The following is a 26,133-nucleotide window of genomic DNA, read 5'->3' as shown; positions in this document are numbered from 1 at the left end:
CCCGCCCTGGCGATCAGTGGCCGCCGCTGCTGGTGGCGGCCCCTTTCACACGGCCGGACAGGATGCCGAAACCGTCGATGATGGCATCTTGGTTTTCGAGGCGAAGTCCTTCGAGATGCACCTCGTGGAGTGCATCCATCAGGCGCTGCACACGCTCTCCATCCTCGGCCTCCGTTGCCTCCGCAATCTCGCGCTCCAGCTCGATCTTGTGCCAGCGCAGCGCCTTGGTGCGCTTGTGCAGAGCCATGGCCTGATTGTAGCCCTCGCGCGCATCTTCCGGAGCGGCATCTTCGGTTGCAGTCCACAGACGGGCATTGCGGATCTGCTGGTCGAGCGCCTTCAGAAGCGCCCCGAAGCCCTGCCCCTCCAGCCGCTCGCGAAGATAGTCGCGCGAGAGATTGTGGCCGGCATGGGCCGCCTCTCCCAGCAGGGCGGACCACAGTTTCTGCAGCTCCTTGTGGCTGAAATCGATGTGGGCGATGTCGTCGTAATCTTCGCGCAGGAGCTGCGGATGGTTGACCACGGTCAGCGCCAGAACCGCTTCCCGCAGTTTCGGCTGCTCGCCATGTCCGCGCACGAGACCCGAGCTTGTGAGGCGATCGGAAACAACCCCGGTGCCGGCAGCCTGCGGACCGAGAGCCGGCTGGCCCGGGCCACCGCGCCCGGCATTTCGTCCGCCCCCGCCGCCACGTCCGCCGCGCATGGGCTGCCTGGCGGAGGATGAGGCCTGGAAGAAGGCGTTCAGGCGATCGCGGATGTCCTGCTGGTAGTGGCGCCGGACATTCTCGTCCCCGATCACCGCAACGATCTGCTTGAGCCGCGCCTCGAGTTCCGCACGCTTTTCGGGCGTGTCGAAGGCGGTGCCGGCCGTTTCCCGCGACCAGAGCATCTCTGCCAGGGGCTTTGCCTGTTCCATCACCCGGTCGAAAGGCTCGCGACCGTCATGGCGCACGAGGTCGTCAGGATCCTTGCCGTCGGGCAGCAGGGCAAAGCGGACCGATCGCCCCGGCTTCAGATGCGGCAGGGCGAGATCGACCGCGCGGCTGGCGGCGCGCAGGCCCGCTCCGTCCCCGTCGAAACAGAGAACGGGCTGGCTGGTCATCTTCCACAAGAGCTCGAGCTGGTTTTCCGTGAGCGCGGTACCGAGAGGCGCCACCGCATTCTGTATGCCTGCCTGATGCAGTGCGATCACGTCCATGTAGCCTTCGACGGCAATAACGGTGCCGGCACCGTCGGCACCCTGCGTGGTCTTGCGCGCCCGGGCAAAATTGTAGAGCACGTTGCCCTTGTGGAAGAGTTCGGTTTCGTTCGAATTCAGGTATTTGGCAGGGGCATCCGGCGACATGGCGCGCCCGCCGAAGGCAATCACCCGCTCCCGCGCGGAAAGGATCGGAAACATGATCCGGTCCCGAAAGCGGTCATAGGAAACGGCAATGCCCTCTCCGTGCACGACGAGGCCACAGGCCTCGATCTGCTCCTTCGGCACCCCCTTCGACGCCAGAAACTCCTTGAGGGCATTGCGGCTGTCGGGCGCATAGCCGAGACGAAACGTCTCGATCGTCCGCCCCGTCAGGCCGCGTTCGCGCAGATAGGCGCGCGCCTTCGCTCCCTGTGCCGTCTGCAGCTGATCCTGAAAGAAGCGGGTCGCAAGCTCCATCACATCGAGAAGGGAGGTACGCTCCTTTTCCCGACGCTCCGCCTGCGGATCGGGCTGGGGAAGGGCGACGCCCGCGAGATCGGCGATCTGCTGCACCGCCTCCGGAAAACTCAGGCCTTCGAGATCGGTGAGAAAGCGGAAGTGATCGCCCGATACCCCGCAACCGAAGCAGTGGTAGCGCCCCTTGCGATCCTCGCAGTGGAAGCTCGGAGACTTCTCGCCATGGAAGGGGCAGCAGGCCCAGTAATCCCCGCGCGAGGCATTGGTCTTCTTCCGGTCCCAGGTCACGCGCCGTCCGATCACGTCCGATATCGGAACGCGGTCTCGGATCTCGTCCAGGAAACTGTTGGAAAAACGCATGGGCACCTCGGGTCAAGCGCCCACCATATAGGAAGGAACGCGCCAATGCGCCAGAAAAGCGTCATCGCCTGTACCCGCTATTCACATCGGGCAAATCATATTAGAATTTCCGTATTTTAGACTCGCTTGACATTGAAGTTGCTGTATATACACTTGTATGGACAATATGAATGATCGTCGACGAACCGCAGTTTACCGGCTTCGAATGGGATGACAACAAATGCCAGTCCAATATTCGCAAGCACGACATAGACTTTGTGGATGCAGCGCACGCGCTCCAACGTCCCCATTACGCAATCGTCTCTCCCAGAGGAAGCGAACTGCGCATTCTCGCTATATGCCCGGACTCCGGAAAGTTGCTGTCAATCGTTTACACTCCACGCGGGAGCGCTGCGCGGATCATATCTGCAAGAAAGGCAAATCGCAGTGAGCGAAGAAAATATAAAGCGGTTTTCGATTGAGGATATCGAGCGGATGATCGCAAACAGCGAGTCGAAGACCGACTGGGCCCGCGTCGAGGCCATGACCGATGAAGAGATCGAGGCGGCCATAAAGGACGATCCCGACTGGGAAGGCTGGGAGGACATCGATTGGTCGAAGGCGGTCTGGGTTGTGCCGCGGGTAAAACGCGCCATCTCCATTCGCCTGGACAGCGACATCATCGAATTCTTCAAGAAGGAGGGGCCGGGCTATCAGAGCCGGATGAACGACGTCCTGCGCTTCTATATGGAAAGCAGGAAAAAGGCGGCCGAATAGCCGCCTCCCCTCACCGGGATCAGCCGAGCATCGCCTTGACCATGCCGGACGCCTTGCCGAAATCCATCTGGCCGGCATAGGCGGCACGCAGCGCTGCAATCACCTTGCCCATGTCCTTGATGCCGGAAGCGCCGGTCTCGGCAATCGCCTTCTCGATGGCGGCCTTCGTCTCGTCGTCGGAAAGCTGCCTCGGCATGAAGGACGCGATGGCGGCGATTTCCTGCCGTTCCTTCTCGGCAAGTTCCGGGCGGGCATTCTGCTCGTAGATCTTGGCCGATTCTTCGCGCTGCTTGATGAGCTTTGCCATCAGTTGCAGGATTTCTCCGTCGGAAAGCGGCTCCTTGCCGGCGGTGCGCTGGGCGATGTCCTGATCCTTGATCGCGGACTGAATGAGGCGGATGGTGGAAAGCCGCAGCGAATCCTTCGCCTTCATGGCGTCCTTGAGGGCTGCGGTAAGTTCTTCGCGCATGGCGATCTCCCTTCGAACCGGGGCGCACATCGGGCGGTCGGCGCCAGTTGACCGGACAGGGCTCCTACATAGGCGGGCCGCCGCCAAACCGCAACCGGCAGGCCCCGAAGGCGGTCCGCTGCGCCAGGATCGGGAAAATAGCGCCGGAGAATGCGCATTATTGAGGCAACGGTCATTGACCCCCGGTCCTGATGTGACTATCTACCGTCACCTGCACGAAAATCGGCATCAGGCGAACCAACCGCGGTCTTTCCGCGCGCCCGACCACGCGCATTTTCCTGCGACCACTCGGACATGGGCTGCCTCGCCGTTTCCTCCCGGACGGCGGCACGCGGCCGGAAAGGGATGACAATGACCGCGACAGCCCCCTGGACCACTCCCAAGCACACCGCGATGCTCGTTCTCGCAGACGGCACCGTCATCGAGGGCAAGGGCATCGGCGCCACCGGCAAGGTGCAGGCCGAAGTCTGCTTCAACACGGCCCTCACCGGCTACGAGGAAATCCTCACCGACCCGTCCTATCTCGGACAGATCGTCACCTTCACCTTCCCCCATATCGGCAATGTCGGCACCAATGACGAGGATATCGAGGACCTGACGCCCGCAGCCCGCCACGGCGCCGTCGGCGTGATCTTCAAGGCCGACATCACCGACCCGTCGAACTATCGTGCGCTGAAGCATCTGGACGCCTGGCTGAAGGCCCGCGGCATCATCGGGCTCTGCGGCATCGATACGCGCGCGCTCACCGCCTGGATCCGCGAGCACGGCATGCCGAATGCCGTCATCGCCCACGATCCGAACGGCGTGTTCGACATCGAGGCGCTGAAGGCGGAAGCCAGGGCCTGGAGCGGCCTCGAAGGCCTCGACCTCGCCAAGGTCGCGACCTCGGGCCAGTCCTCGACCTGGACCGAAAAGCCGTGGGTGTGGAACGAAGGCACCTCGACGCTTGGTGACGCGGATGCGGCCTATCACGTGGTCGCCATGGATTTCGGCGTGAAGCGCAACATCCTCCGCCTCTTCGCCGGTCTCGGCTGCAAGGTTACCGTGGTTCCCGCCACGACCACTGCGGAAGAGGTTCTGGCCATGAAGCCGGACGGCATCTTCCTGTCGAACGGCCCGGGGGACCCGGCCGCCACCGGCGAATATGCAGTCCCGGTCATCCGCAAGCTGATCGACAGCGGTCTGCCGCTCTTCGGCATCTGCCTCGGTCACCAGATGCTGGGTCTCGCGCTCGGCGCCAAGACCTCCAAGATGCACCAGGGCCATCACGGCGCAAACCATCCGGTGAAGGATCACACCACGGGCAAGGTGGAAATCGTGTCCATGAACCATGGCTTCGCGGTGGACTCCAACAGCCTGCCGGAAGGCGTTGAGGAGACTCACGTTTCGCTCTTCGACGGCACCAACTGCGGTCTCCGCCTCGTCGGCAAGCCGGTCTTCTCGGTGCAGCATCACCCGGAAGCCTCTCCGGGTCCGCAGGACAGCCACTATCTCTTCCGCCGCTTCATCAACCTGGTGCGCGAGCGCAAGGGAGAGCCGGCTCTGGCCGAGCGTTGAGCCAAAACCTGAAGCGCAGCAAAAAGCCCGCCTAAGCGGGCTTTTTCATTGGCCATTTTTCAGATCAGGCAATCAGCGCCTTTTCTCTTTGCACCAGCAGATAGAAGCGCGCGCAGAGGAAGACGCAAGCCGAGCCGAGGCCCATCAGGAAGCCGATCCACACGCCCAGCTCACGATAATCGAGCGTGAAGGCAAAGACCCAGGCCAGTCCGAAGCCGATCGGCCAATAGGCGATGAGCGCGAGCACCATGGGCACGCTCGCATCCTTCAACCCGCGCAGAAGGCCGCTGGCGATCGCCTGAATGCTGTCGACCATCTGGAAGATCCCGGCCACCACGATCAGGCGGGAGGCAATCGCCAGCAGTTGCGGCGTTTCGGGGCTGTCCTCGCTGACGTAGAAACTCGCGAAGAACAAGGGATCGACAGCCAGCATGGTGCCACCGATGGCGGCAATGATCCCGGCAATGACCAGCACGGTCACCGCGGCGCGGATCAGGGCTGCCAGATCGCCACGGCCATGGGCAATCCCGACGCGCACGGTCGCCGCCTGCGACAGGCCGAGCGGAATCATGAACGCGATGGAGGCAAGCTGCAGCGAAATGCCGTGGGCCGCCAGTTCCAGCGTGCCGATGGAGCCGACCATCAGCGAGGCCGCAGAAAACAGGCTGACCTCAGCCAGAACGGTAATGCCGATGGGCAGGCCGAGCTTCACCACCTCGAACAGGGCATGCCAGTCCGGCCGCCAGAAACGCACGAAGAGCTCGTACTTCCGGGTCTCGATCATCTGGATATAGGCAACCAGCACCACGAGACCGGTCACCTGGACGATCACGTTCACATAGGCCGCGCCATGCATGCCCATCTTCGGAAATCCGAAATGGCCAAGCACCAGGGCATAGGCGAGAAAGGCATTGAGCACCAGTTCGGCGATCGTCACCCAGAGGATCACCCCTGCCCGGCCGACCGCGCTCACCAGGCTGCGCAACACGAGGAACAGAAGGCCGGGCAGCATCGCAAAGGCGGCGATGTGGATGTAATCGCCCGCAAGGCGGGCAATCTCCGGCTTCTGCTGAAGCAGGAGCAGGATCGGCTCCGCGCTCAGATAAACCGGCAGTGCCAGGGCCCAGTAGCCGATGGATGCCCAGAGCCCCATGCGCAGGGAGCGCCGGATGGCAACGGCATCATTCTGCCCGAAGGCCTGTGCCACCATGGGCATGACCGCGATGGATATGCCCGAGCCGAGGATGAAGACGGTAAACAGAAACTGGCCCGCCAGCACCATGGCTGCCAGTTTTTCCGCGCCCAGCTGGCCGACGATCACCACATCCGTGGTGTGAATGCCGAGCTGCGCCAGCTGCGCGCCGATCAGCGGAATGCCGAGCGCCAGCGTTGCCTTGATGTGGCTCATCCAGGAATTGTCCCGGAAATCGCTCTCGTTGCCTGTTGCGTCCACGGGGGCGTGCATCGCAGTAACCTCAAAAAACGGATCAAAATATGCCGGAAATGGGCGAAAGACTGTCGGATTAAGCGAAAACTGCCCCGCCGCAAAGCGAAAACCGGAAAAGAAAAGCCGAATTCATCCATCGATGAATTCGGCTTATGATAGGCCAAACTTTTGGAGCTGCCGGTCAGATACTCGCCATGGATGCATCAGCCGGAGGATGCCGCCTCAGATCTTGTTGGAAAACGTGTCGCAGGCGTTGAGGTCTCCGGTATCGAAGCCCCGCTTCAGCCAGCGCATGCGCTGCTCGGAGGTTCCGTGGTTGAAGCTCTCTGGCACCACATAACCCTGCGAGCGCTTCTGCAGCGTATCGTCGCCGATCTGCTTGGCCGCATTCAGGGCGGCTTCCATGTCTCCGGCCTCGACGATGCCGCGCCCTTCGGCATACCGCGCCCAGATGCCGGCGAAGCAATCGGCCTGCAGTTCGACGCGCACCGACATGCGGTTTGCCTCGACCTCGCTCATCGACTGCCGCATCTTGTTGAACTTGGGCAGGATCCCCAGGAGGTTCTGCACATGATGGCCGACCTCGTGGGCAATCACATAGGCATCGGCGAATTCGCCGGAGGCGCCGAAGCGATCGGCCATTTCCTGGAAGAAGGCGGTATCGAGAAAGACCTTGCGGTCACCCGGGCAGTAGAACGGACCGGTCGCTGCCGAAGCAAAGCCGCAGGCGCTTTCCGTCTGCCCGTCGAAGAGAACGAGTTTCGGCTTCTCGTAGGTATCGCCACTTGCCTTGAAGATGCCCGTCCAGGCGTCTTCCGTGGTCTTCAGGACGGTGCTGACGAAAGCCGTCATCTCGTCATTGGCGCGGGAGGATGTCTCGCCTTCGTTGCCGATCTGCCGTTCGTAGCCGGAGTTGGATCCGGTGGTCGTTCCGCCGTCGAGCAGCTGCGTGGCATCGATACCCAGTGCCTTGAGGATGAAGAAAAGGACGAGCAGGAACAGCATCATCTTCCAGCTGCCGCCTGCGAGGCGGATCCCGCCGCCACCGCCGCGTCCGAACGGGCCGCCACCCATCCCGCCGCCGAAGCCGCCACCAAGCCCACCGCCCGGCGCATTGTCGCCCCGGCGATCTTCCACATTGTCGGATTGGGGCAGGCCTCTCCACTTCATGCTGACGTCTCCCTTGGGCACTTCGGGGCGCCCTTTGTCTTATAGAACACAACTTTTACATTGAATTACGTCAGTCGGTAAACAGGGCGCGCGTGCAAAAAGACAAGACGTCTTGAAGTCAACCTCCGGTTTTCAGGGGGCGCATGCGCATCGTTGCAAGCGAGAGGACGAGCAGAAAGGCAAGCGCTGCGGCCAGGGCAAGCGTGCTGCTGCCCTCGAACACCACCGCATGCATGATGCGGCCAGGCAGCATCGTGAAGAGCCCCGCAACGCCGATTCCCCCGGCATACATCCAGGTGACGGCGCGACGATGGGCGCGGATGTCGCCGCGCCGGGCGGCGCGGATGGCCTGGACGCAGCCCGCAAGGGTCATCAGGGAGAGAAGATGGATGGGGCTGAAGGGTCCGGCCAGACGGATCGTGTGAATGAAGAAACTCGACAGGGACGTCAGAACCATCAACACCATCCAGATCCGCCCGAGGAAGCGGTGCCTTGGAGTCCCCTTGGGCCTTGCCAGCAGGTAGGCCCCCAGCACGGCTGCAGGCAGGACAGTGGCCACATGCAGCTGGACGGCCAGCGGGGCGGAAAGCAGCGGTTCGAGTGTCATCGACGGTCATCTCCGGGAACGATTGATCTTTCGATCCGTGTCGGCGATGACTGTTTTTGTGGCAACTGAAACTGCGCCAGGCGGCAGAGGCAATTCGTGAACGGAAACGGTCGGCAACCCACGCTTCGTGAATGGAAGGCACTGATTGCATCCCCCAGGCTCTGGGTTACCTTCGCAATCGTCGTGTCCCTCTTCACCCTGACCGGCCCCTTCGGCACGCTCGACAGGCTGAATGCCTGGATGCGCTTCGGCTACTGGCTTGCGGTTCACGCCTTTGCGTGGGCAACGGCCATCGGCCTCTCGCTGATCGCGGAGCGACTTCTAGCCGCTTATGTTTCCTCGCCACTGACCCGCATGATGATCGGCTCTGGCGTCGCCGCTCTACCGATCGCGCTGGAGGTGGAATGGTTGAATGGCCTGGTGCTGCCGGTCCGACCGGACCCGGGCCACTTCCTGTCGAACCTGCTGGTTACCCTTCCCCTCAGCCTTCTCTTCTGCCTGCTGACCTACATGACGCTTGGCCGCGACCAGGAGGAGCCGCCCCAGCCGGAACCGGCGATCGGAGCGGCGCGCCCGGAACCCTCCCCGGCCCCACCCGGCGCAGGTCAGCCGGCGGCAGTGCCTCTGCTGAAGCGGCTTCGGCCCGAGAATCGGGGGCGGCTCGTGCGGCTCGAAGCGGAAGACCATTACACCCGCGTCGTGACCACGGCGGGCAACGAACTGGTGCTGCTGCGCTTCGCCGACGCACTCGCCGAGCTGGGACCCGCGCCGGGGCTCAAGGTTCATCGATCGCACTGGGTTGCGTCAGATCAGGTGACGAGCGTCCTGCGCGACGGTGGGCGACTGATGCTGATCGCCACGGATGGCGTTGCGGTGCCGGTTTCACGGGCGCAGGCCCAGGCACTCAAGGACCAGCTTCGCGACCTTCCGCAAACGGGTGCAGGCACCTCCGGCGGACGCTGACAGCAATGGCAGCAACGGGCATCCACAGTTTCTTCGAAAAGCGAAAAATAGAGGGTTCCGTTCGGCGGAACCTTCGCCTATAAGCCCGGTCTAGCCTTTAATCAGCATAAGCATCGAGACCCGGCCGGTGACCTCCCACCCTGGCCGGTTTTTCGCGCAACGTAAGATACGACAGGACCGCACCATGCCGAAGCGCCAAGACATCAAATCGATCCTCATCATCGGCGCGGGGCCGATCGTCATCGGCCAGGCCTGCGAGTTCGATTATTCCGGCACCCAGGCCTGCAAGGCGCTGAAGGAAGAGGGTTACCGGGTCATCCTGGTCAACTCCAACCCGGCGACGATCATGACCGATCCGGGCCTCGCGGACGCCACCTATGTGGAGCCGATCACGCCCGAAGTCGTCGCCAAGATCATCGCCAAGGAACGCCCGGACGCCCTCCTGCCGACCATGGGCGGCCAGACGGCGCTGAACACGGCGCTTTCGCTGAAGCGCATGGGTGTGCTGGAGCGCTACAATGTGGAAATGATCGGCGCGAAGCCGGCCGCCATCGACAAGGCCGAGGACCGCGCCCTCTTCCGCGAGGCGATGGCGAAGATCGGCCTCGAGACACCGAAGTCGATGCTGGCCAATGCCACCGACATCAAGGATCAGGACCGCAAGGCACATGAAGCCCGCCGCCAGGAACTGAAGGCAACCCTTTCCGGCGCGGAGCTCGACAAGGCCCTGGACGAGCTGGAAAACCAGTGGAACCTCGGCGAGACCGACCGCAAGCAGCGCTACATGAGCCATGCCATGGCGATTGCCGCCCAGGCGCTCGACCATGTGGGCCTGCCGGCCATCATCCGCCCCTCCTTCACGCTTGGCGGCACCGGCGGCGGCATTGCCTACAACCGCTCCGAATTTTTCGAGATCGTCTCGGGCGGCCTCGACGCCTCCCCCACCACCGAAGTGCTGATCGAGGAATCCGTGCTCGGCTGGAAGGAGTATGAAATGGAAGTGGTCCGCGACAAGGCGGACAACTGCATCATCATCTGCTCGATCGAGAACATCGATCCGATGGGCGTGCATACCGGCGACTCCATCACCGTTGCGCCGGCGCTGACGCTGACGGACAAGGAATACCAGATCATGCGCAACGCCTCGATTGCGGTGCTGCGCGAGATCGGCGTGGAAACCGGCGGCTCGAACGTGCAGTTCGCCGTCAACCCGAAGGACGGTCGCCTCGTCGTCATCGAGATGAACCCGCGCGTGTCGCGCTCTTCCGCTCTGGCATCGAAGGCGACCGGCTTCCCGATCGCCAAGATCGCCGCCAAGCTCGCCATCGGCTACACGCTGGACGAACTGGAGAACGACATCACCGGCGGCGCGACGCCCGCCTCCTTCGAACCGTCCATCGATTACGTGGTCACCAAGATCCCGCGCTTTGCCTTCGAGAAGTTCCCGGGCGCCGAGCCGACGCTGACGACCGCCATGAAGTCGGTCGGTGAAGTCATGGCCATCGGCCGTACCTTTGCGGAATCGCTGCAGAAGGCGCTGCGCGGCCTCGAGACCGGCCTCACCGGCCTCGACGAAATCGAGATCCCCGGCCTCGGTCAGGGCGACGACAAGAACGCCATCCGCGCCGCCATCGGCACGCCGACGCCGGACCGCCTGCGCATGGTCGCCCAGGCGCTGCGCCTCGGCATGAGCCCGGAAGACGTTCACCAGGGCTGCAAGATCGATCCGTGGTTCATCGCCCAGCTCAAGGCCATCGTCGACATGGAAGCCCGCATCCGCGAGCACGGCCTGCCCGAAGATGCGGAAAATCTCCGCATGCTGAAGGCCATGGGCTTCTCCGATGCCCGCCTTGCGACGCTCACCGGCAAGCGCCCGAAGGAAGTGGCCGAGCTCCGCAACGCGCTCGACGTCCGCCCCGTCTTCAAGCGCATCGACACCTGCGCGGCCGAATTCACCTCGCCGACCGCCTACATGTATTCCACCTACGAAACGCCCTTCGCCGGCGTGACCCGCTCGGAAGCGCAAATTTCCGACCGCAAGAAGGTGGTGATCCTCGGCGGCGGTCCGAACCGCATCGGCCAGGGCATCGAGTTCGACTATTGCTGCTGCCATGCGGCCTTCGCGCTGAAGGAAGCGGGCTATGAGGCGATCATGGTCAACTGCAACCCCGAGACCGTCTCCACCGACTACGACACCTCCGACCGCCTCTATTTCGAGCCGCTGACCGCGGAAGACGTGATCGAGATCATGAAGGCCGAGCAGACCAACGGCACGCTGCACGGCGTGATCGTTCAGTTCGGCGGCCAGACGCCGCTGAAGCTCGCCGAAGCCCTCGAGAAGAACGGCATCCCGATCCTCGGCACCGCGCCCGACATGATCGACCTTGCCGAGGACCGCGACCGCTTCCAGAAGCTGCTGATGAAGCTCGATCTGGCGCAGCCGAACAACGGCATTGCCTATTCCGTCGAGCAGGCCCGCCTCGTGGCCCAGGAAATCGGCTTCCCGCTGGTGGTTCGCCCCTCCTACGTGCTCGGCGGCCGCGCCATGCAGATCATCCATTCGGAAGGCCAGCTCCAGACCTATCTGCTCGACACGGTTCCGGAGCTCGTGCCGGAGGACATCAAGCAGCGCTACCCGAACGACAAGACCGGCCAGATCAACACCCTGCTCGGCAAGAACCCGCTGCTGTTCGACAGCTACCTGACCAACGCCACGGAAGTGGACGTCGACGCGCTTTGCGACGGCGAGAACGTCTTCGTGTCGGGCATCATGGAGCATATCGAGGAAGCCGGCATCCATTCGGGCGACTCGGCCTGCTCGCTGCCGCCGCGCTCGCTGTCGGCAGACCTGCTCGACGAACTCGAGCGCCAGACGATCGCGCTGGCGAAGGCCCTGAAGGTGGGCGGCCTGATGAACGTGCAGTTCGCCATCAAGGACGGCACCATCTATGTTCTCGAAGTGAACCCGCGCGCTTCGCGTACCGTGCCCTTCGTCGCAAAGACCATCGGCGCGCCGATCGCCAAGATTGCCGCCCGCATCATGGCCGGCGAAAGACTGGACGATGCGATCGGCGTCTACGGTGCCAAGCCGGACCCGCGCCACCTCAAGCATATCGCCGTCAAGGAAGCGGTCTTCCCGTTTGCGCGCTTCCCGGGCGTCGATACGCTGCTCGGCCCGGAAATGCGCTCCACCGGCGAAGTCATCGGCCTCGACACCGACTTCGCGCTGGCCTTCGCCAAGTCGCAGCTCGGCGCCGGCGTCGACCTGCCGCGTGAAGGCACGGTCTTCGTCTCCGTCCGCGACGAGGACAAGGAACGCGTGCTGCCCGCCATCGAGATCCTGACCGGCATCGGCTTCAAGGTTCTCGCAACCGGCGGCACCGCCCGCTTCCTCGCGGAAAAGGGCATCGAGGCAACCAAGATCAACAAGGTGCTGGAAGGCCGTCCCCATATCGAGGATGCCATCCGCAACCGCCAGGTCCACCTGGTGATCAACACCACCGATGGCACCAAGGCGCTCTCGGACTCCAAGTCGCTGCGTCGCGCGACGCTGATGCAGAAGGTGCCCTACTACACGACCATGGCAGGCGCCCATGCCGCAGCCGAAGCGATCCGCGCCCTGAAGGCCGGCAACCTCGAAGTCCGCCCGTTGCAGAGCTACTTCTGATCCGCACCGACGCGCTCCCGAACGTCCCGATCCGCCACCCACCCGGGTGGCGGATTTTTTTGAGATATCGGCTCCCGGCTCGTCCGATGGTCTTCATGAGTCGCGAGGACAGGGAAACGATATGGTCCGTCTGTGCGACGAGACGCTTGACGGCAGCAGCGCGCTGCTTTATTTAACCATCTAGATAATTAACCAAGTGGTTCATCATGCACGGTTCCGACCCTCTCAGCGAAACGCTTGCCGCGCTGGCCGATCCGACACGTCGGGCAATCCTGGCGCGGCTTTCGAAGGGCGAGGCAACGGTCAACGAACTGGCAGAACCCTTCGACATCAGCCTGCCGGCCATCTCCAAGCATCTGAAGGTGCTGGAGCGCGCCGGCCTCATCTCCCGCGGTCGGACCGCGCAGTGGCGGCCCTGCCGGCTGGAGACGGAGCCCCTGCGCACGCTGGACGGCTGGCTGGCGGAATACCGGACGATCTGGGAGCAGCGGTTCGACCGGCTCCAGACCTATCTAGACCACCTGCAGAATGACGAGGAAAAGACCGATGACAACGCGGATTGATGGCGGGATCGAAATCCTGTCCAGCCGGGTCTTCCCGGTTTCGGTATCGAAACTCTATGCCGCCTTTGCCGAGCCGTCGCTTCTGGAGCGCTGGTGGGGGCCCGATGGCTTCACCAACAGGATTACCCGCTTCGATCTCGTTCCCGGCGGCGAATGGCATATTACCATGACCAATTCCGACGGCACGGATTTTCACAACCGGTGCACCTTCGAGATCGTCGAGCCCGGTGCCCGCATCTTCTACCTGCACCATGAGCCCATGCATGTCTTCACCATGGACATGCACTTCGCCTCCGCCGAGGAACACGCACGCCTGACATGGCGGATGACGATGGAGCGCAACCGGGAAAATCTCGAACTCAAGAAATTCATCGCCGCCGCCAACGAGCAGAATTTCGACCGGCTTGGTCGCGTGCTCGCCGAACACAGGGAACACTAGCATGACAGAAGCCGATGAACGCGCCCGCACGCTGGAAGTGAGCCGGGTCGTGAACGCCCCGCGTGACCTCGTCTTCGAGGTGTTCAGCACCGCAAGACACATCGACCAGTGGTGGGGGCCCGATGGTTTCCGCAACGAAACCCATTCCATGGATTTTTCGGTGGGCGGGCTTTGGCACTACACCATGCATGGCCCCGACGGAAAGGCTTGGCCGAACTGGATCCGCTACAGGCTGATCGAGCGGCCGGCGCGGCTCGTCTACGATCATGGCGGCGAACTGTCCGAGCCCGCCCATTTTCACGGCGAGATCACCTTCGAGGAGGAAGGACGCCACACGCGCGTGACACTGCGGCTGGTATTCCCGTCGCTTGAGGCCGTGGAAACGGCCAAATCCTACGGTGCGGTGGCCGGCGGACAGCAGACGCTGGCCCGGCTGGATGCCTATCTCGCCGAGCGTGGCACCTGACCCGAGAGATGGCGCGGTCGCAGCCCGCGCCGTCCTCGCCTAGGACTTTTCCGCTTCCGCCTTCAGGGTGGCGAGCCCCTTCTCGAAGTCGCGTCCGACGATCCGGTCGATGTTGAAGAAAAGGCCGAAAATCTTGCCCACGAGCGGCTGGTTTCCGGTCATGGCCCATTCGATGTCGGTGGCTCCATCCCGCGGCGTCAGCATGAACACGATTGTGTTGTCTGCCTCCATCGGCCTTTTGAACTTCAGGCGGATGGAGACCCTGCTCCACGGAACCGCCTCGCGGATCTCCATGCTGCCGGCACCGACATCGTCGTTGCCCTCCCACGCATAGGCAGCCCCCACGCCCTCCTCCGGCCCGGAAAACTGCCTCTGCAGGTTCGGGTCGAGCTTCTCCCACGGAGACCACCGCGCCCATTCGCGGAAATTCACCAGCAGGGGATAAATCTCCTCCGGCGTGGCCTGGATCGTCGTCTGGCGCACAACCGAGAACGTGTCCGGCTGCAACGAGGCAAATCCGACTACCAGCACCGCCGCGACGAACAACAGCGCCACGGCATACTTCAATGCCTTCCACATTGGCTCATCCCCCGCGCGACGATATGCCGTTCCCCAACGGCTTCCGGTTACCCTGCGGCCGCATACCCTCATGCATCGGCCGCTTCGCGCAGGCGGCATTCTGAGCCCAGGCTTGCCGATTGTCAAAGCGGGCGATACCCGGGTTCTGGGGGCAACCTGAAATTTGCTGGATATTCATTTGCTGCTTCTGCTATAAGCCATGCTTCGTGACGATGGCATGGTTCCGAGGTAACGCTTCGGGACCTGTTTTCTTTTGTGTCCGCGCGACCGCGGCATAAAGCTGAAGGACAAGGAAATGGTCGAAAAAGTACCGATGACGCAGACGGGTTTTGCGAAGCTTCAGGAAGAGCTGCGCTGGCGCCAGCAGGAAGAGCGGCCGCGCATCATCGAGGCAATTTCCGAAGCGCGAGCCCATGGCGATCTCTCGGAAAACGCGGAGTACCATGCGGCCAAGGAAGCCCAGAGCCACAACGAAGGCCGCATCGGCGAGCTCGAAGACCTGATCGCACGTGCCGAAGTGATCGACCTGTCGAAGATGTCGGGTTCCAAGGTGAAGTTCGGTGCCCGCGTCAAGCTCGTGGATGAAGACACCGAAGAAGAGAAGGTCTACCAGATCGTCGGTGACCAGGAAGCCGACGTGAAGGCCGGCCGCATTTCCATTTCCTCGCCCATCGCCCGTGCGCTGATCGGCAAGGAAGTGGGCGATTCGATCGAAGTCGTCGCTCCCGGCGGCTCCCGCGCCTATGAGATCCTCGCGGTCACCTGGGGCTGATCCCGGGCGTCCGAAGAAAGGGAGTTGGGCGTGGTCGACATCCGTGATGTTCTCGTGATCGCGCCCAATTTCAAGCGCCGGCTGTCCGGCGTGACGTCGACCATCGTGCAGCTGGTGCCCGTGCAGCATCGGCTGGGACACCGGGTGGCGACGCTGGGTCCGGGCCTGCCTGATGGCCTGCCCTCCATCTCCTTCGCATCTCTCTGGCAGCTCTGGCGAAAGCCCCGGGGCGCAAGCGCCCGTGTCTGGCACGCGCGCCGCAACAACGAGATGCTGACGGGAATCATCCTGAAATATCTTCTCGGCATGCGGCTGAAGCTGCTCTTCACCTCCGCCGCCCAGCGCGACCACAAGCCGTTCACCAAATGGATGATCCGCCGGATGGATGCGGTGGTCGCGACGAGCGCCGGCTCCGGCGCCTTCCTGAAGGTGCCCTACACCGTCATACGCCATGGCGTCGATCTCGCAGTCTTCCACCCGCCGGAAACGGCGGAGGACACGATAGAGGGCGCCGGCCTGCCGGGAAAATACCTCATAGGCTGCTTCGGCCGCATCCGGCACCAGAAGGGCACGGATCTTTTCGTTCGGGCCATGGTGGAGCTGCTGCCTCGCCATCCCGACTGGACCGCGGTCATATGCGGGCGGGTGACCGTCGAGCACACGGCCTTCGGCGAGGAGCTGAAGCGGCGGGTTCGGGAGGCCGGCCTTTCCCACCGCATCCTTTTTCTGGGAGAGGTGCCGGATGTGAAGGTCTGGTATCGCCGCCTCGCGCTCTATGTCGCCCCCTCCCGCAACGAGGGCTTCGGCCTGACGCCGCTCGAAGCGATGGCATCGCGCACGGCCGTGGTTGCGAGCACTGCCGGCGCCTATGCGGAGATGATCCTGCCCGGCACCACGGGCCAGGTGGTTCCCGCGGGTGATTACGAGGCGCTGGAGGCAGCCCTTGTGCCCTACCTGGCCGATCCGGCCATGACCGCCCGCACGGCGGAAGCCGCCCTCACCCATGTGCGCGCCACCTTCGCCCTGGAAAACGAGGCGCTGGCCCTGAAGAAGATCTATGACCGCCTGCTGACGGACGAGTGACGACCGGCTGACCTCAGCCTCCCGGAACGTTCGAAACGCCGGGAACATAATCGACCCCGTCGATCTTGCGCTGCCAGGGCCGGAAAGCCGCTCCCATCAGGTCATACCGGGGGTCATCCTTCAGCGTGCGGATCCCCAGAAGGGACAGAAGCGTGGTATCGAAACGATCGCTCTGGTAGGGCCGCCTCTCGAAGCTCCTGTCCGGCACCTGCCCCTTCTTCCAGAAAAGCGCAGGAATGGTGAAGCCGGACTCGTAGTGGAACTGATGCCCCCAGGAGCTGGTGAAGTGGCCCACGTCCTGACCATGATCGGACAGGAAGAAAAGGGAGGCCTCCGCTTGCGGTGCCTGTCGCAGGGCTTCGATGGCCGATGCCAGTACCCAGTCGGTAAAGAGAATGGAATTGTCGTACTCGTTCCGCTTCTGCCGTACCCAGAACCAACGGTTTGCCAGCATGTCATCCACCGCATCGTGCTCGTGGCCGAAGATGTCGAACAGCGGCGGGTAGCGCCTGACGTAATCGGGATGGGAGCCCAGCATGTGGAGGACAATGAACTTCAGCGGGGCGGGATCGGCCAATGCCGCCTCGAGCGGCGGGATGAGCTTGCTGTCGAGGCTCCTGTCATGGCGGCCGTAACGGCCCTCGTAGACCGAGACGAAACGATCGCAATCCTGGCCGAAGGCAGCAGCCGCAAGCACGAAGCTCTGGTTGGTGATCCACCAGGTGCGATAGCCTGTCCGCCGCGCGAGATTGATCACGCTCGGCTGACGGCGCCAGTCATGCTCGCCCTCGCGGTCCGCAAGGGTGAGCATGCGCGGCAGTTCGACCGCCGTGCTGCCATAGGATGAAATCACGTCGCGGAAAACCAGCAGCTCGTCCGAAAGCGCTTCAAGCCGCGGATTGGTCCGGCGCGGATAGCCATAGAGCGACCAATTAGCCCGGTTCGCGCTTTCTCCGATCACGAGCACGACCACGCGCTCCTGAGGGCCCCGGTAGATTGGTCGCCATTCGGCCACATGGCGTTGCGCCTCCTGTCTGTCTGCGCGAAGGGCCGAGGTTTCGGTCGCATGGCTGAAAACCTCGTCGCCGACCACGCGCGCGAGCGTCAGCGGGTCCGAGCGTTCGACGACCGCATTGCCATGAAGGGCGAGAGGCAGGATGGCAAGCAGCGGACCGAGGAGAAGACGCGTCCGCAAGGCCGGTCCCGGAAGCGGGGCAAGGACGCGCCACACGTAGCGACCGCCCCAGATGCCCGCGAGGCCGCAGCCCAGCACCACAAGCCCTATCAGAGGTGCAAGCTCGAGCGCATATTCCCGTGCCTCCCTGCCATCGGTGCCGGCAAGGGCCTGGACGACACGCTCGTCCATGGGCCCGAGGCCGTAGCGCAGGCGCAATCCGAGCGCCGTCACGAAACCGGCAAACCAGGCGGCGAGCCACAGGCCGTAAAGAGCAGCGCCGAACCTGCCTGCCGCCTGCCCCAGGAGGCGAAGCCCCAGGGGCATGAGCACCATCAGGACCGGCAGCAGCATCATCGTGGCGATGTCGCGGCCCGGCATGCCTGCAAGAGCGGCCATGGAGGCCAATGCGGCGGCAAGAACGGCAAGGATGAAACCTGCGGAAAACGGCATGGACGGAAGACCCCGGCATGAAGGTCCGTCCAGAGAAAATGCCGCCGTTATTTTGTCAAAACTTATTTAGTGGATTTTTATATACGATACTCAGACCTCGGCGAGACCGAGCTTCTTGACCTGCCGGATGGTGAGCATGGTGCGCACCGTATCCACATGTTCGTTCGCGGTCAGAACTTCGATGACGAAATCCTGGAACTGGGTGAGGTTCTCGGCCACGCAGTGAAGCAGGAAATCGCTGTCGCCCGACACCATCCAGGCCTGGCGCACCAGCGGCCATTCGGCGGTCGACTGAGCAAAGGCCTTCAGATTTGCCTCGGACTGGTGCTTGAGACCCACCATGCAGAAGGCCACCAGATCGAGACCCAGCTTCGGCCCGTTCAGGGCCGCATGATAGCCCTCGATCACGCCGGCCTGCTCGAGCTTGCGCACGCGCCTCAGGCAGGGCGGCGCGGAGATGCCGACGCGGTCTGCCAGCTCAACATTGGTCATGCGGCCATCCCGCTGCAATTCCCGTAGGATCTTGATGTCGATGGCATCGAGTTCTGCACGCAACACTTGGATAGGTTCTCCCTGTTACCTCGTAATTATTCTTTACCCTAGTGCGCGAAGGGCGCAAGATTGTGTCGGAATACCGCATCATTGTTTCCCCGACAAAAACTTGCCTTGTTGGAAACGCATGCCTCCCCTTGAACTGAAGGTGCCGGCACTCCTAAATGGCGAATGAAGGAAGGCCGTGCGCAAAGCCGGCATGTTGCCGCCCGTTTCCGGCGGACTGAAAGGACTGAAGATGACTGCCCGCCACACCAAAGTTTTGATCATCGGCTCCGGCCCTGCCGGGTACACGGCAGCCATCTATGCCGCACGCGCAATGCTGCAGCCGGTCCTGATCGCCGGCATGGAACAGGGCGGCCAGCTGATGATTACCACTGATGTGGAAAACTATCCCGGCTTTGCGCAGCCGATCATGGGCCCCGAGCTCATGCAGGCCATGCTGGCACAGGCCGAGCATGTGGGCGCGGAAATCGTCAACGATCTCGTGACCGAGGTCGATCTCGCGCGCCGGCCCTTCGTCGCGCGCACCGACAGCGGAACCACCTGGACCGCCGACACGCTGATCATTGCCACCGGCGCGAAGGCCAAATGGCTGGAGATCGACAGCGAGAAGGTCTTCAAGGGCTTCGGCGTCTCCGCCTGCGCCACCTGCGACGGTTTCTTCTACCGCAACAAGGACGTGATCGTGGTCGGTGGCGGCAATTCGGCGGTCGAGGAAGCGCTCTACCTGTCTAACATCGCGAAATCCGTGACGGTCGTTCACCGGCGTGACAGCTTCCGCTCGGAGAAGATCCTGCAGGAGCGGCTCTTCGCCAAGGAGAACGTCCGCGTGCTCTGGAACAGCGAGATCGCCGAATATACCGGGGAGCCGGCCAAGCCGCCGATGCCGCCCTATGTCACCGGCGTGAAGCTGCGCGACACCCGCACCGGCGCGATCACGGAAATGCCGATCGACGGCGTCTTCGTGGCCATCGGCCATGCTCCGGCCACCGAACTTTTCAAGGACAAGCTGAAGCACAAGCCGAACGGCTATCTCTGGACCGCACCAGACAGCACCGCCACCGATGTGCCGGGCGTCTTTGCGGCCGGCGACGTGACCGACGACATCTTCCGCCAGGCCATCACGGCGGCAGGCATGGGCTGCATGGCAGCGCTCGAGGCAGAGCGCTACCTCGCGGGCCACATGCCCGCTGCCATCGCTGCCGAATAAGGGGCTGACATCATCATGAGGGGAGCAGGCATGCCGCTGGACTGGGACAAGCTACGCATATTCCACGCCGCGGCGGAAGCCGGCTCCTTCACCCATGCGGCGGACACGCTGCACCTGTCCCAGTCGGCGATCAGCCGGCAGGTCAGTGCGCTGGAGCAGGATGTGGGCGTCAAGCTCTTCCACCGGCACGCCCGCGGCCTGATCCTTACCGAGCAGGGCGAGCTGCTCTACCGCACCGCCCACGACGTGCTGCTGAAGCTCGAAACCGTGAAGATGCAGCTGACCGAAACCACGGAAACGGCGACGGGCAAGCTGCGCGTCACTACCACCGTCGGCCTCGGGCAGGGTTGGTTGACGGACAAGATCCAGGAGTTCCTGCAGCTGCATCCCGACGTGCAGATCCAGCTGATCCTCGACAACGAGGAACTGGACGTGCGCATGCGCGAAGCCGATTGCGCGATCCGCCTGCGCCAGCCGCAGCAGTCCGATCTCATCCAGCGCAAACTCTTCACCGTGCACATGCACGTCTATGCCGCGCCCTCCTACCTGAACCGCTATGGCGAGCCGAAGAGCCTCGAAGACCTCGACAAGCATCGCATCATTTCCTTCGGCGAGCCCGCTCCCAGCTACCTGCTCGACGTGAACTGGCTGGAAACGGCCGGCCGGCCCGCGGACAATCCGCGCGTGCCCATCCTGCAGATCAACAGCCTCACCTCCATCAAGCGCGCCTGCCTGCTCGGGATCGGCATTGCCATGCTGCCGGACTATATCGTCGGACGCGATCCCGGCCTTGTCCAGCTGGTGACGAATGCCGACGTGCCGTCCTTCGACACCTATTTCTGCTATCCGGACGAGATGAAGAATGCGGCAAAGCTGAAAGCCTTCCGCGATTTCATCGTGGCGAAGGCCCGCAACTGGAGCTTCTGATCCTCGCGACCGCCATTCGGGCAAGGGGGCCGAGGATGCCCCCTAACCCCCTCCCACCACGCCAGGGCCTTGCCCGCGGAGCGCAACCGATGCGCGCCGAAGGGCGTCCCTTGCTGCGGTTGCACAGCCAAGGTCATTGAAACTCTGCCTCTTTTTGCGCCAATGCTGCAAGTGCGAACGACTTGACTCCTGTCAGGGACAGCTGTTGCACAACCGGATAACATGAGGGGAAAATTCGGCAGAAACGGGTTTTTTCATCCACGGCAAGGCCTCTTATGCCACCGAATGAGGCAAGCTATGCCCTCCCGCATAGCAGTCATGCGTTTTCGTGCATTGTTCACCGCACAAAAAAGTATCATATCGCACGCAGTTGATGCACCCGGTGGTTTTTTCCTCCCAGTGCCACCGCATCAGCTGTTCCCCTCTGGAGGTTTTATTAGACCTTCAAAACTATACGGGCCTCGGAGAAATCCTGAGGCCCTTTTTTTTGCCCTGTCTGCCGGTGCAGCGAAGCGGGCAGGCGTCAGGCAAACTGCATCGATCATCAGGCGAATTCACATACGCGCATCTTGACCCCGGCAAGGGCGGGCATAAGTATATCGATGAAACGCGATATCCCGATATGGGGCCGGCTCATGAACACCGACGACATCCTGAAGGCGCTGTCCCACCCTACCCGGGTGGAGATCCTGCAATGGCTCAAGGAGCCGGAGAAGCACTTCTCCGGGCAGCACATGCCACTGGAAAACGGCGTCTGCGCGGGACAGTTCGAGCGCTGCGGCCTGTCCCAGTCGACGGTCTCGGCCCATCTCGCCACGCTGCAGAGGGCAAACCTGGTCACATCGACGCGGATCGGCCAATGGGTCTTCTACAAACGCAACGAAGACGTGATCGCCGCATTTCTTCAGAAGCTGGCAACGGAACTGTGATGTCCGGCGCCCAATTCTCCAACCCGGCCGCGCGCCCTCCCCGCCCGGCCACCACCCCAGAAAAGGAAGTTGCATGACGAAGCTCTACGAACCCGCCCAGATCGGTGCGATTCCGGTGAAGAACCGCATCGCGATGGCGCCCCTCACCCGCAATCGTTCGCCGCATGCCGTGCCGAACGATCTGAACGTCGAATACTACCGTCAGCGCGCCGGCGCAGGCCTGATCATCACGGAAGCCACGCCGGTGAGCCATCAGGGCCAGGGCTATGCGGATGTCCCCGGTCTTTACCTGCCGGAATCCCTTGCGGGCTGGAAGAAGGTGACCGATGCGGTTCACGAGGCTGGCGGCAGGATCGTCGTGCAGATGTGGCACGTGGGCCGCATATCCCATACGAGCCTGCAGCCGGATGGCGGCCAGCCGGTCGCGCCATCGGCCATCACTGCCAAATCCAAGACCTTCATCTATGACGAAAGCGGTGCGGGCCAGTTCGTGCCCACGTCCGAGCCCCGCGCCCTGGAGCTGTCCGAAATACCGGGCATCGTCGAGGATTACCGCAAGGCGGCACGGGCGGCGATCGATGCGGGGTTCGACGGCGTCGAGGTGCATGCAGCCAATGGCTACCTGATCGACCAGTTCCTGCGCAACGGCACGAATAAGCGCACGGATGCCTATGGCGGCTCGATCGAGAACCGGACCCGGTTCCTGAAGGAAGTCCTCGATGCGGTCACCGCGGAGATCGGCGCTGAACGGACCGGTATCCGCATTTCGCCGGTCACCCCTGCAAACGACGCCTCGGACAGCGACCCGCAGCCGCTCTTTACCCGCGTCGTCGAAATTCTGGCGGGCTATGACCTGGCCTATGTTCACGTCATTGAAGGGGCAACGGGCGGGGATCGCGCCTTCTCGCAGGGCGCGAAGGCCTTCGACTGGGCAGCGCTGCGCGCGGCCTACCAGAAGGCCGGCGGCAAGGCCGCCTGGATGGTCAACAATGGTTATGACAAGGCCCTGGCCGAAAAGGTCGTCGACAACGGCGAGGCCGATCTGGTCGCCTTCGGTCGTCCCTTCATCGCCAATCCCGATCTTGTCGAGCGTCTGAAGAGCGGTGCGCCGCTCAACAAACCCGATCAGGCAACCTTCTATGGCGGGGGAGCGACCGGTTATACCGACTACCCCGTGATGGAAAACGAAAACGCCTGACGAACGACAGAAGGGGGCCATTGGCCCCCTTCTTCATTCCCGCCTCAAGGCAAGGCGAGAGAGGCACGTTCGGCGCCTGCCAGGGGGAACCGGGCAGTAATCCGGAGGGCCTCGCATAGTAGATCCGGACAACAGAAATCGTCTGCCCTCCTCCGACCGCATTCCGTGTTCCGCCCATCCAATTCGATTCATCTAATGTTAAATGGAGTATCGTATATTACGCATATAAAACCAAATAAATGGGGAGAATGCGTATGGTTAATACTTTCAATTCCGACTTTGACGGCCTCGTCGACAAGATAACCGGCGACCGATTGAGCAGCACGACCATCACGGTCAACCTCGACGGCCTTCTGAACAATCCGGGCCAGTATAATGCCGCCCGGCAGGCGCTCGACATGTGGTCAGCCTTCACCGGGCTCAAATTCGTTCTCGTGCATGATGGTTCGGCACAGATCGACATCACCAACCGGTATCCGGGTGCCTTCACCACCCAGGATTACGCAAGCCCGTCCGGGAAGATGTTGGTCAACGTGACCCAGTTCTGGTACACCGGCGCCCCCTCTGGCACCGATCCGTGGCAGACCGGCTATTATGGCCTTCAGACCTTCATTCACGAGATCGGACATGCACTCGGCCTGGAACATGGCGGCAATTACAACGGGGGCGCCCCCGATTATGACCGGGACGCGCTTTTCCGCTCGGACACATGGCAATATTCGGTGATGTCCTACTTCTCCCAGTCGAACAACTGGATGGAATATGCGACCGACCTTTTCCTGATCGGCCCGATGATTGCCGATATCGAGGCGATCAGGAAGCTTTACGGCCCTCTGACCGTGAATGCGGGCGATACGCTCTATGGCGCGGGCGAGAGCGTCCTCAAGGGCTGGACGGACTTCGGCAAGCATCCGAACACCACCTACTGCATCAACGATACCGACGGCCATGATCTGGTCGACTTCAGCAACGTGCAGGCCGGACGCGAGCTTGGCTGGGGTTTGCGGGGCAACGTCATCGATCTCAGGCCCGGCCATTTTTCCGACATCGGCGGTCATACCGGCAATGTCTCGATTGCCCGTGGCACCATCATCGAAGACGCCAGGGGCAGCCAGCTCATGGATATCATTCACGGCAACGACGCCGACAACATGCTGAACGGCCTCGGTGACAACGACATGCTCTACGGAGGCATGGGCGACGACACGCTGCTCGGCGGAGCGGGCGACGACTATCTCGAAGGCAATGACGGCGACGACATCCTCGAGGGCGGCGAGGGTAACGACAGCTTCTACGGCGGAGACGGCAACGATGTGCTCAGGGGCGGCTCCGGAAACGACAGCATGGAGGGTGGCCAGGGCGCCGACGATTACTATGTCGACAGCGAACAGGACCAGGTTTCCGAATTCCACACCGGCAATCCCGCCGGGGCCGATATCGTGAAAAAGGCAAGCGACTGGATCGCCTATCTCAAGGCGCCCGCCTCCCAGCAGAACGACCGTGTCTATGCATCGATCGACTACACCCTCGGCGACAACCTGGAGGTGCTGGTGCTGACGGGGAACCAGCGCCTCGACGGCACGGGCAACAGCCTGAACAACCTGATCACCGGCAATGGCAACAACAACGTGCTGAAAGGCATGGAGGGATCGGACCGTCTCTGGGGCGGTGCGGGCAATGACACGCTGGAGGGCGGGACGGGAGACGACTGGCTGGACGGCGGCTACGCCAGGGATACCCTCACCGGGGGCGAGGGCAACGATGCCTTCGTCTTCGGCGTCGGTTTTCCGAAGAGCGCATCCGGCGGCTCAAGCTGGGGCACGCTCAACGCCTCCTCCGATGTTGTCAGGGATTTCGTTCATCTGGAAGATGTCATCGTGCTCAGCCGCACGGCTTTCGCGGCACTGAACAGCGGCACCACCCTCGCCAAGAACAGCTTCCTGCTGTGGACGAAGGGCTCCTACACCGCCAATACGCGGATCATCTACGATCAGTCGTCGAGCAAGCTCTACTACGATGCGGACGGATCGGGGAAAGGCTTCGACAAGGTGGTGATCGCAAGCTTCGATACAAAGCCGGTGATCGACAGCAGCGACTTCCTGCTGGTCGCCTGAAGACACCGCAGAAGGAATGGACCGAAGGGGGCGCAAGGGCCCCCTTCGGCGTTTTCAAAGGGCCTTGAATGCCACGAGCGTCCTGAGGATGGCTTCGTCCAGCGGCGTGTGCGGTTCCTCGCCGAGCGTCGCCACCAGGCGGCTGTTATCCAGGCGGATCGGCTCCGACCACACATGGCGCATGCCCACGAGTTCACGGGAAAGCCGGTGAAAGGGAGCCGCAAGGCGGAGCGCCCACCACGGCAACCGGCTTGCCTTCACGGGACGCCGGGCAACCCGCCGGACCGCATCCAGCAGGGCTGTCCCATCCTCGTCCCACACACCGCGCATGTGGAAGCGGGCGAAACGCGGCAATTTTTCGCCCAGTGCCAGCAGGCGCATCATGGTCTCCGCCACATCCGGCAGAAAGGCCCAGCTATGTCCGACGCCGGGCAGGTTCGGCAGGGACATGGCCGTGACGGGCTTGCCGGGCGTTATCATGCCCTGGCTGAACCAGCTGTTGGCCGCACCTGGGCCGAAGAAATCGCCTGCGCGGACGATGAGAACCGGAACGCCCCTGCGCGCAGCCTCCGCCAGACGGGCCTCCATCGCAACCCGGATCCTGCCTTTCGAGGTCAACGGGTTCTGAGGGCTGTCCTCCTCGATGACGGGAAAGCTGTCCGGCCCGTAATTGTAGATCGTTCCCGGAAGAACGATACGGGCGCCGACCTCGGCTGCCGCTGCAATCGTGTTGTCGATCATGGGCAGCACCAGGCTTTCCCAGTCGCGATAGCCGGGAGGATTGACGGCATGAACGATAATGCCGGCGCCCTCGGCCGCCGCGCGCACGTCCTGCGCCCGCATGCAATCGCCCCTGACCCATTCGAGCGCGGGCCGGTCGGCTGCACCTCTGGCGGGGTTCCTGTTCATGGCGCGAACACGGTAGCCGGAGGCCAGCAGCCTGTCGGCCATGGCGCCGCCGATGCCGCCGGTCGCACCGAGCACCAGCGCAAGAGGTCTGTCCAAGGAAGTCGTCATC

24 protein-coding genes are annotated in these 26,133 nt (G+C 62.8%); 15 read left to right on the top strand and 9 right to left on the bottom strand.

Annotation, left to right across the window (positions count from 1 at the left end; translation table 11 throughout):
* Nucleotides 1-13 precede the first annotated feature (13 nt).
* A complete protein-coding gene (gene dnaG / locus GGR23_RS03050; protein ID WP_183364641.1) occupies nucleotides 14-2,017 on the bottom strand; it encodes a DNA primase in 2,004 nt (667 codons plus the stop codon).
* 170 nt (nucleotides 2,018-2,187) lie between these two features.
* Here dnaG and GGR23_RS03045 point away from each other — a divergent pair, with 170 nt between their 5' ends.
* Both GGR23_RS03045 and GGR23_RS03040 read left to right on the top strand, forming a co-directional pair.
* The gene (locus GGR23_RS03045) at nucleotides 2,188-2,478 is read left to right on the top strand and encodes a BrnT family toxin (protein WP_183364639.1); all 291 of its coding nucleotides are present in this window, start codon (nucleotides 2,188-2,190) and stop codon (nucleotides 2,476-2,478) included.
* A 13-nt stretch (nucleotides 2,479-2,491) separates the two neighbouring features.
* On the top strand, nucleotides 2,492-2,773 hold the full coding sequence (locus GGR23_RS03040) for a BrnA antitoxin family protein (RefSeq protein WP_183364637.1): 282 nt from the start codon (nucleotides 2,492-2,494) through the stop codon (nucleotides 2,771-2,773).
* A gap of 19 nt (nucleotides 2,774-2,792) precedes the next feature.
* Here GGR23_RS03040 and GGR23_RS03035 read toward each other — a convergent pair whose 3' ends face one another.
* On the bottom strand, nucleotides 2,793-3,242 hold the full coding sequence (locus GGR23_RS03035; protein ID WP_183364636.1) for a GatB/YqeY domain-containing protein: 450 nt from the start codon (nucleotides 3,240-3,242) through the stop codon (nucleotides 2,793-2,795).
* Between the two features lie 351 nt (nucleotides 3,243-3,593).
* Here GGR23_RS03035 and carA point away from each other — a divergent pair, with 351 nt between their 5' ends.
* Entirely contained in the window at nucleotides 3,594-4,799 is a 1,206-nt protein-coding gene (gene carA, locus GGR23_RS03030) for a glutamine-hydrolyzing carbamoyl-phosphate synthase small subunit (RefSeq protein ID WP_183364635.1), read from the top strand.
* Nucleotides 4,800-4,863: 64 nt separating this feature from the next.
* Here carA and GGR23_RS03025 read toward each other — a convergent pair whose 3' ends face one another.
* The 3 genes from GGR23_RS03025 to GGR23_RS03015 all read right to left on the bottom strand — a co-directional run bounded on the left by GGR23_RS03025 (nucleotide 4,864) and on the right by GGR23_RS03015 (nucleotide 8,023).
* A complete protein-coding gene (locus tag GGR23_RS03025; RefSeq protein ID WP_183364634.1) occupies nucleotides 4,864-6,264 on the bottom strand; it encodes an MATE family efflux transporter in 1,401 nt (466 codons plus the stop codon).
* Between the two features lie 204 nt (nucleotides 6,265-6,468).
* Nucleotides 6,469-7,416, bottom strand: coding sequence for a KPN_02809 family neutral zinc metallopeptidase (gene ypfJ / locus GGR23_RS03020; protein WP_183364633.1), 948 nt, complete (start codon nucleotides 7,414-7,416; stop codon nucleotides 6,469-6,471).
* A gap of 118 nt (nucleotides 7,417-7,534) precedes the next feature.
* Complete coding sequence (locus tag GGR23_RS03015) at nucleotides 7,535-8,023, bottom strand: DUF2306 domain-containing protein (protein WP_183364632.1); 489 nt, start codon at nucleotides 8,021-8,023, stop codon at nucleotides 7,535-7,537.
* Nucleotides 8,024-8,119: 96 nt separating this feature from the next.
* Here GGR23_RS03015 and GGR23_RS03010 point away from each other — a divergent pair, with 96 nt between their 5' ends.
* The 5 genes from GGR23_RS03010 (at nucleotide 8,120) to GGR23_RS02990 (ending at nucleotide 14,121) form a co-directional block, all read left to right on the top strand.
* Nucleotides 8,120-8,986 carry a LytTR family transcriptional regulator DNA-binding domain-containing protein gene (locus tag GGR23_RS03010; protein ID WP_183364631.1) on the top strand — a complete coding sequence of 289 codons (867 nt, stop codon included), beginning with the start codon at nucleotides 8,120-8,122 and terminating at the stop codon, nucleotides 8,984-8,986.
* 184 nt (nucleotides 8,987-9,170) lie between these two features.
* Nucleotides 9,171-12,653: a carbamoyl-phosphate synthase large subunit gene (gene carB, locus GGR23_RS03005; protein ID WP_183364630.1), complete on the top strand. Its 3,483-nt coding sequence runs from the start codon at nucleotides 9,171-9,173 to the stop codon at nucleotides 12,651-12,653.
* A gap of 206 nt (nucleotides 12,654-12,859) precedes the next feature.
* Entirely contained in the window at nucleotides 12,860-13,216 is a 357-nt protein-coding gene (locus GGR23_RS03000) for an ArsR/SmtB family transcription factor (protein WP_183364629.1), read from the top strand.
* Nucleotides 13,200-13,655: an SRPBCC domain-containing protein gene (locus GGR23_RS02995; RefSeq protein ID WP_183364628.1), complete on the top strand. Its 456-nt coding sequence runs from the start codon at nucleotides 13,200-13,202 to the stop codon at nucleotides 13,653-13,655. The genes GGR23_RS03000 and GGR23_RS02995 overlap by 17 nt, the downstream gene beginning before the upstream one ends.
* Nucleotide 13,656: 1 nt before the next feature.
* Nucleotides 13,657-14,121 (top strand): SRPBCC family protein, encoded by a 465-nt coding sequence (locus tag GGR23_RS02990; protein WP_183364627.1) that lies wholly within the window; start codon nucleotides 13,657-13,659, stop codon nucleotides 14,119-14,121.
* Between the two features lie 39 nt (nucleotides 14,122-14,160).
* Here the strand turns inward: GGR23_RS02990 and GGR23_RS02985 are convergent, their stop codons facing one another.
* Nucleotides 14,161-14,700, bottom strand: coding sequence for an SRPBCC family protein (locus tag GGR23_RS02985; RefSeq protein WP_183364626.1), 540 nt, complete (start codon nucleotides 14,698-14,700; stop codon nucleotides 14,161-14,163).
* Between the two features lie 295 nt (nucleotides 14,701-14,995).
* On the opposite strand from GGR23_RS02985, the gene greA reads away from it, so the two are divergent.
* Nucleotides 14,996-15,472 (top strand): transcription elongation factor GreA, encoded by a 477-nt coding sequence (gene greA, locus GGR23_RS02980; protein ID WP_183364625.1) that lies wholly within the window; start codon nucleotides 14,996-14,998, stop codon nucleotides 15,470-15,472.
* Nucleotides 15,473-15,502: 30 nt separating this feature from the next.
* Nucleotides 15,503-16,555: a glycosyltransferase gene (locus GGR23_RS02975; RefSeq protein WP_183364624.1), complete on the top strand. Its 1,053-nt coding sequence runs from the start codon at nucleotides 15,503-15,505 to the stop codon at nucleotides 16,553-16,555.
* A gap of 13 nt (nucleotides 16,556-16,568) precedes the next feature.
* On the opposite strand, the gene GGR23_RS02970 is transcribed toward GGR23_RS02975, so the two are convergent.
* Both GGR23_RS02970 and GGR23_RS02965 read right to left on the bottom strand, forming a co-directional pair.
* Complete coding sequence (locus tag GGR23_RS02970) at nucleotides 16,569-18,182, bottom strand: phosphoethanolamine transferase (protein ID WP_183364623.1); 1,614 nt, start codon at nucleotides 18,180-18,182, stop codon at nucleotides 16,569-16,571.
* Nucleotides 18,183-18,272: 90 nt separating this feature from the next.
* A complete protein-coding gene (locus GGR23_RS02965) occupies nucleotides 18,273-18,740 on the bottom strand; it encodes a winged helix-turn-helix transcriptional regulator (protein WP_183364622.1) in 468 nt (155 codons plus the stop codon).
* Nucleotides 18,741-18,972: 232 nt separating this feature from the next.
* Between GGR23_RS02965 and trxB the strand changes: the two genes are divergently transcribed.
* From trxB to GGR23_RS02940, 5 genes are all read left to right on the top strand, one after another.
* Entirely contained in the window at nucleotides 18,973-19,947 is a 975-nt protein-coding gene (gene trxB, locus GGR23_RS02960; RefSeq protein ID WP_183364914.1) for a thioredoxin-disulfide reductase, read from the top strand.
* A gap of 30 nt (nucleotides 19,948-19,977) precedes the next feature.
* Nucleotides 19,978-20,874, top strand: a complete 897-nt coding sequence (locus GGR23_RS02955) for a LysR family transcriptional regulator VtlR (protein ID WP_183364621.1) — start codon at nucleotides 19,978-19,980, stop codon at nucleotides 20,872-20,874.
* A 635-nt stretch (nucleotides 20,875-21,509) separates the two neighbouring features.
* Nucleotides 21,510-21,803, top strand: a complete 294-nt coding sequence (locus GGR23_RS02950) for an ArsR/SmtB family transcription factor (RefSeq protein WP_183364620.1) — start codon at nucleotides 21,510-21,512, stop codon at nucleotides 21,801-21,803.
* A gap of 73 nt (nucleotides 21,804-21,876) precedes the next feature.
* Nucleotides 21,877-23,001: an alkene reductase gene (locus GGR23_RS02945; RefSeq protein WP_183364619.1), complete on the top strand. Its 1,125-nt coding sequence runs from the start codon at nucleotides 21,877-21,879 to the stop codon at nucleotides 22,999-23,001.
* Nucleotides 23,002-23,255: 254 nt separating this feature from the next.
* On the top strand, nucleotides 23,256-25,115 hold the full coding sequence (locus tag GGR23_RS02940; RefSeq protein WP_183364618.1) for a M10 family metallopeptidase: 1,860 nt from the start codon (nucleotides 23,256-23,258) through the stop codon (nucleotides 25,113-25,115).
* 54 nt (nucleotides 25,116-25,169) lie between these two features.
* On the opposite strand, the gene GGR23_RS02935 is transcribed toward GGR23_RS02940, so the two are convergent.
* A complete protein-coding gene (locus GGR23_RS02935) occupies nucleotides 25,170-26,132 on the bottom strand; it encodes an NAD(P)H-binding protein (protein ID WP_183364617.1) in 963 nt (320 codons plus the stop codon).
* Nucleotide 26,133 lies beyond the last annotated feature (1 nt).

Origin of the sequence: Gellertiella hungarica (assembly GCF_014197145.1) — a bacterium.
Taxonomy (GTDB): Bacteria; Pseudomonadota; Alphaproteobacteria; order Rhizobiales; family Rhizobiaceae; genus Gellertiella; species Gellertiella hungarica.
This window is presented reverse-complemented; position numbering and strand designations above follow the sequence as displayed.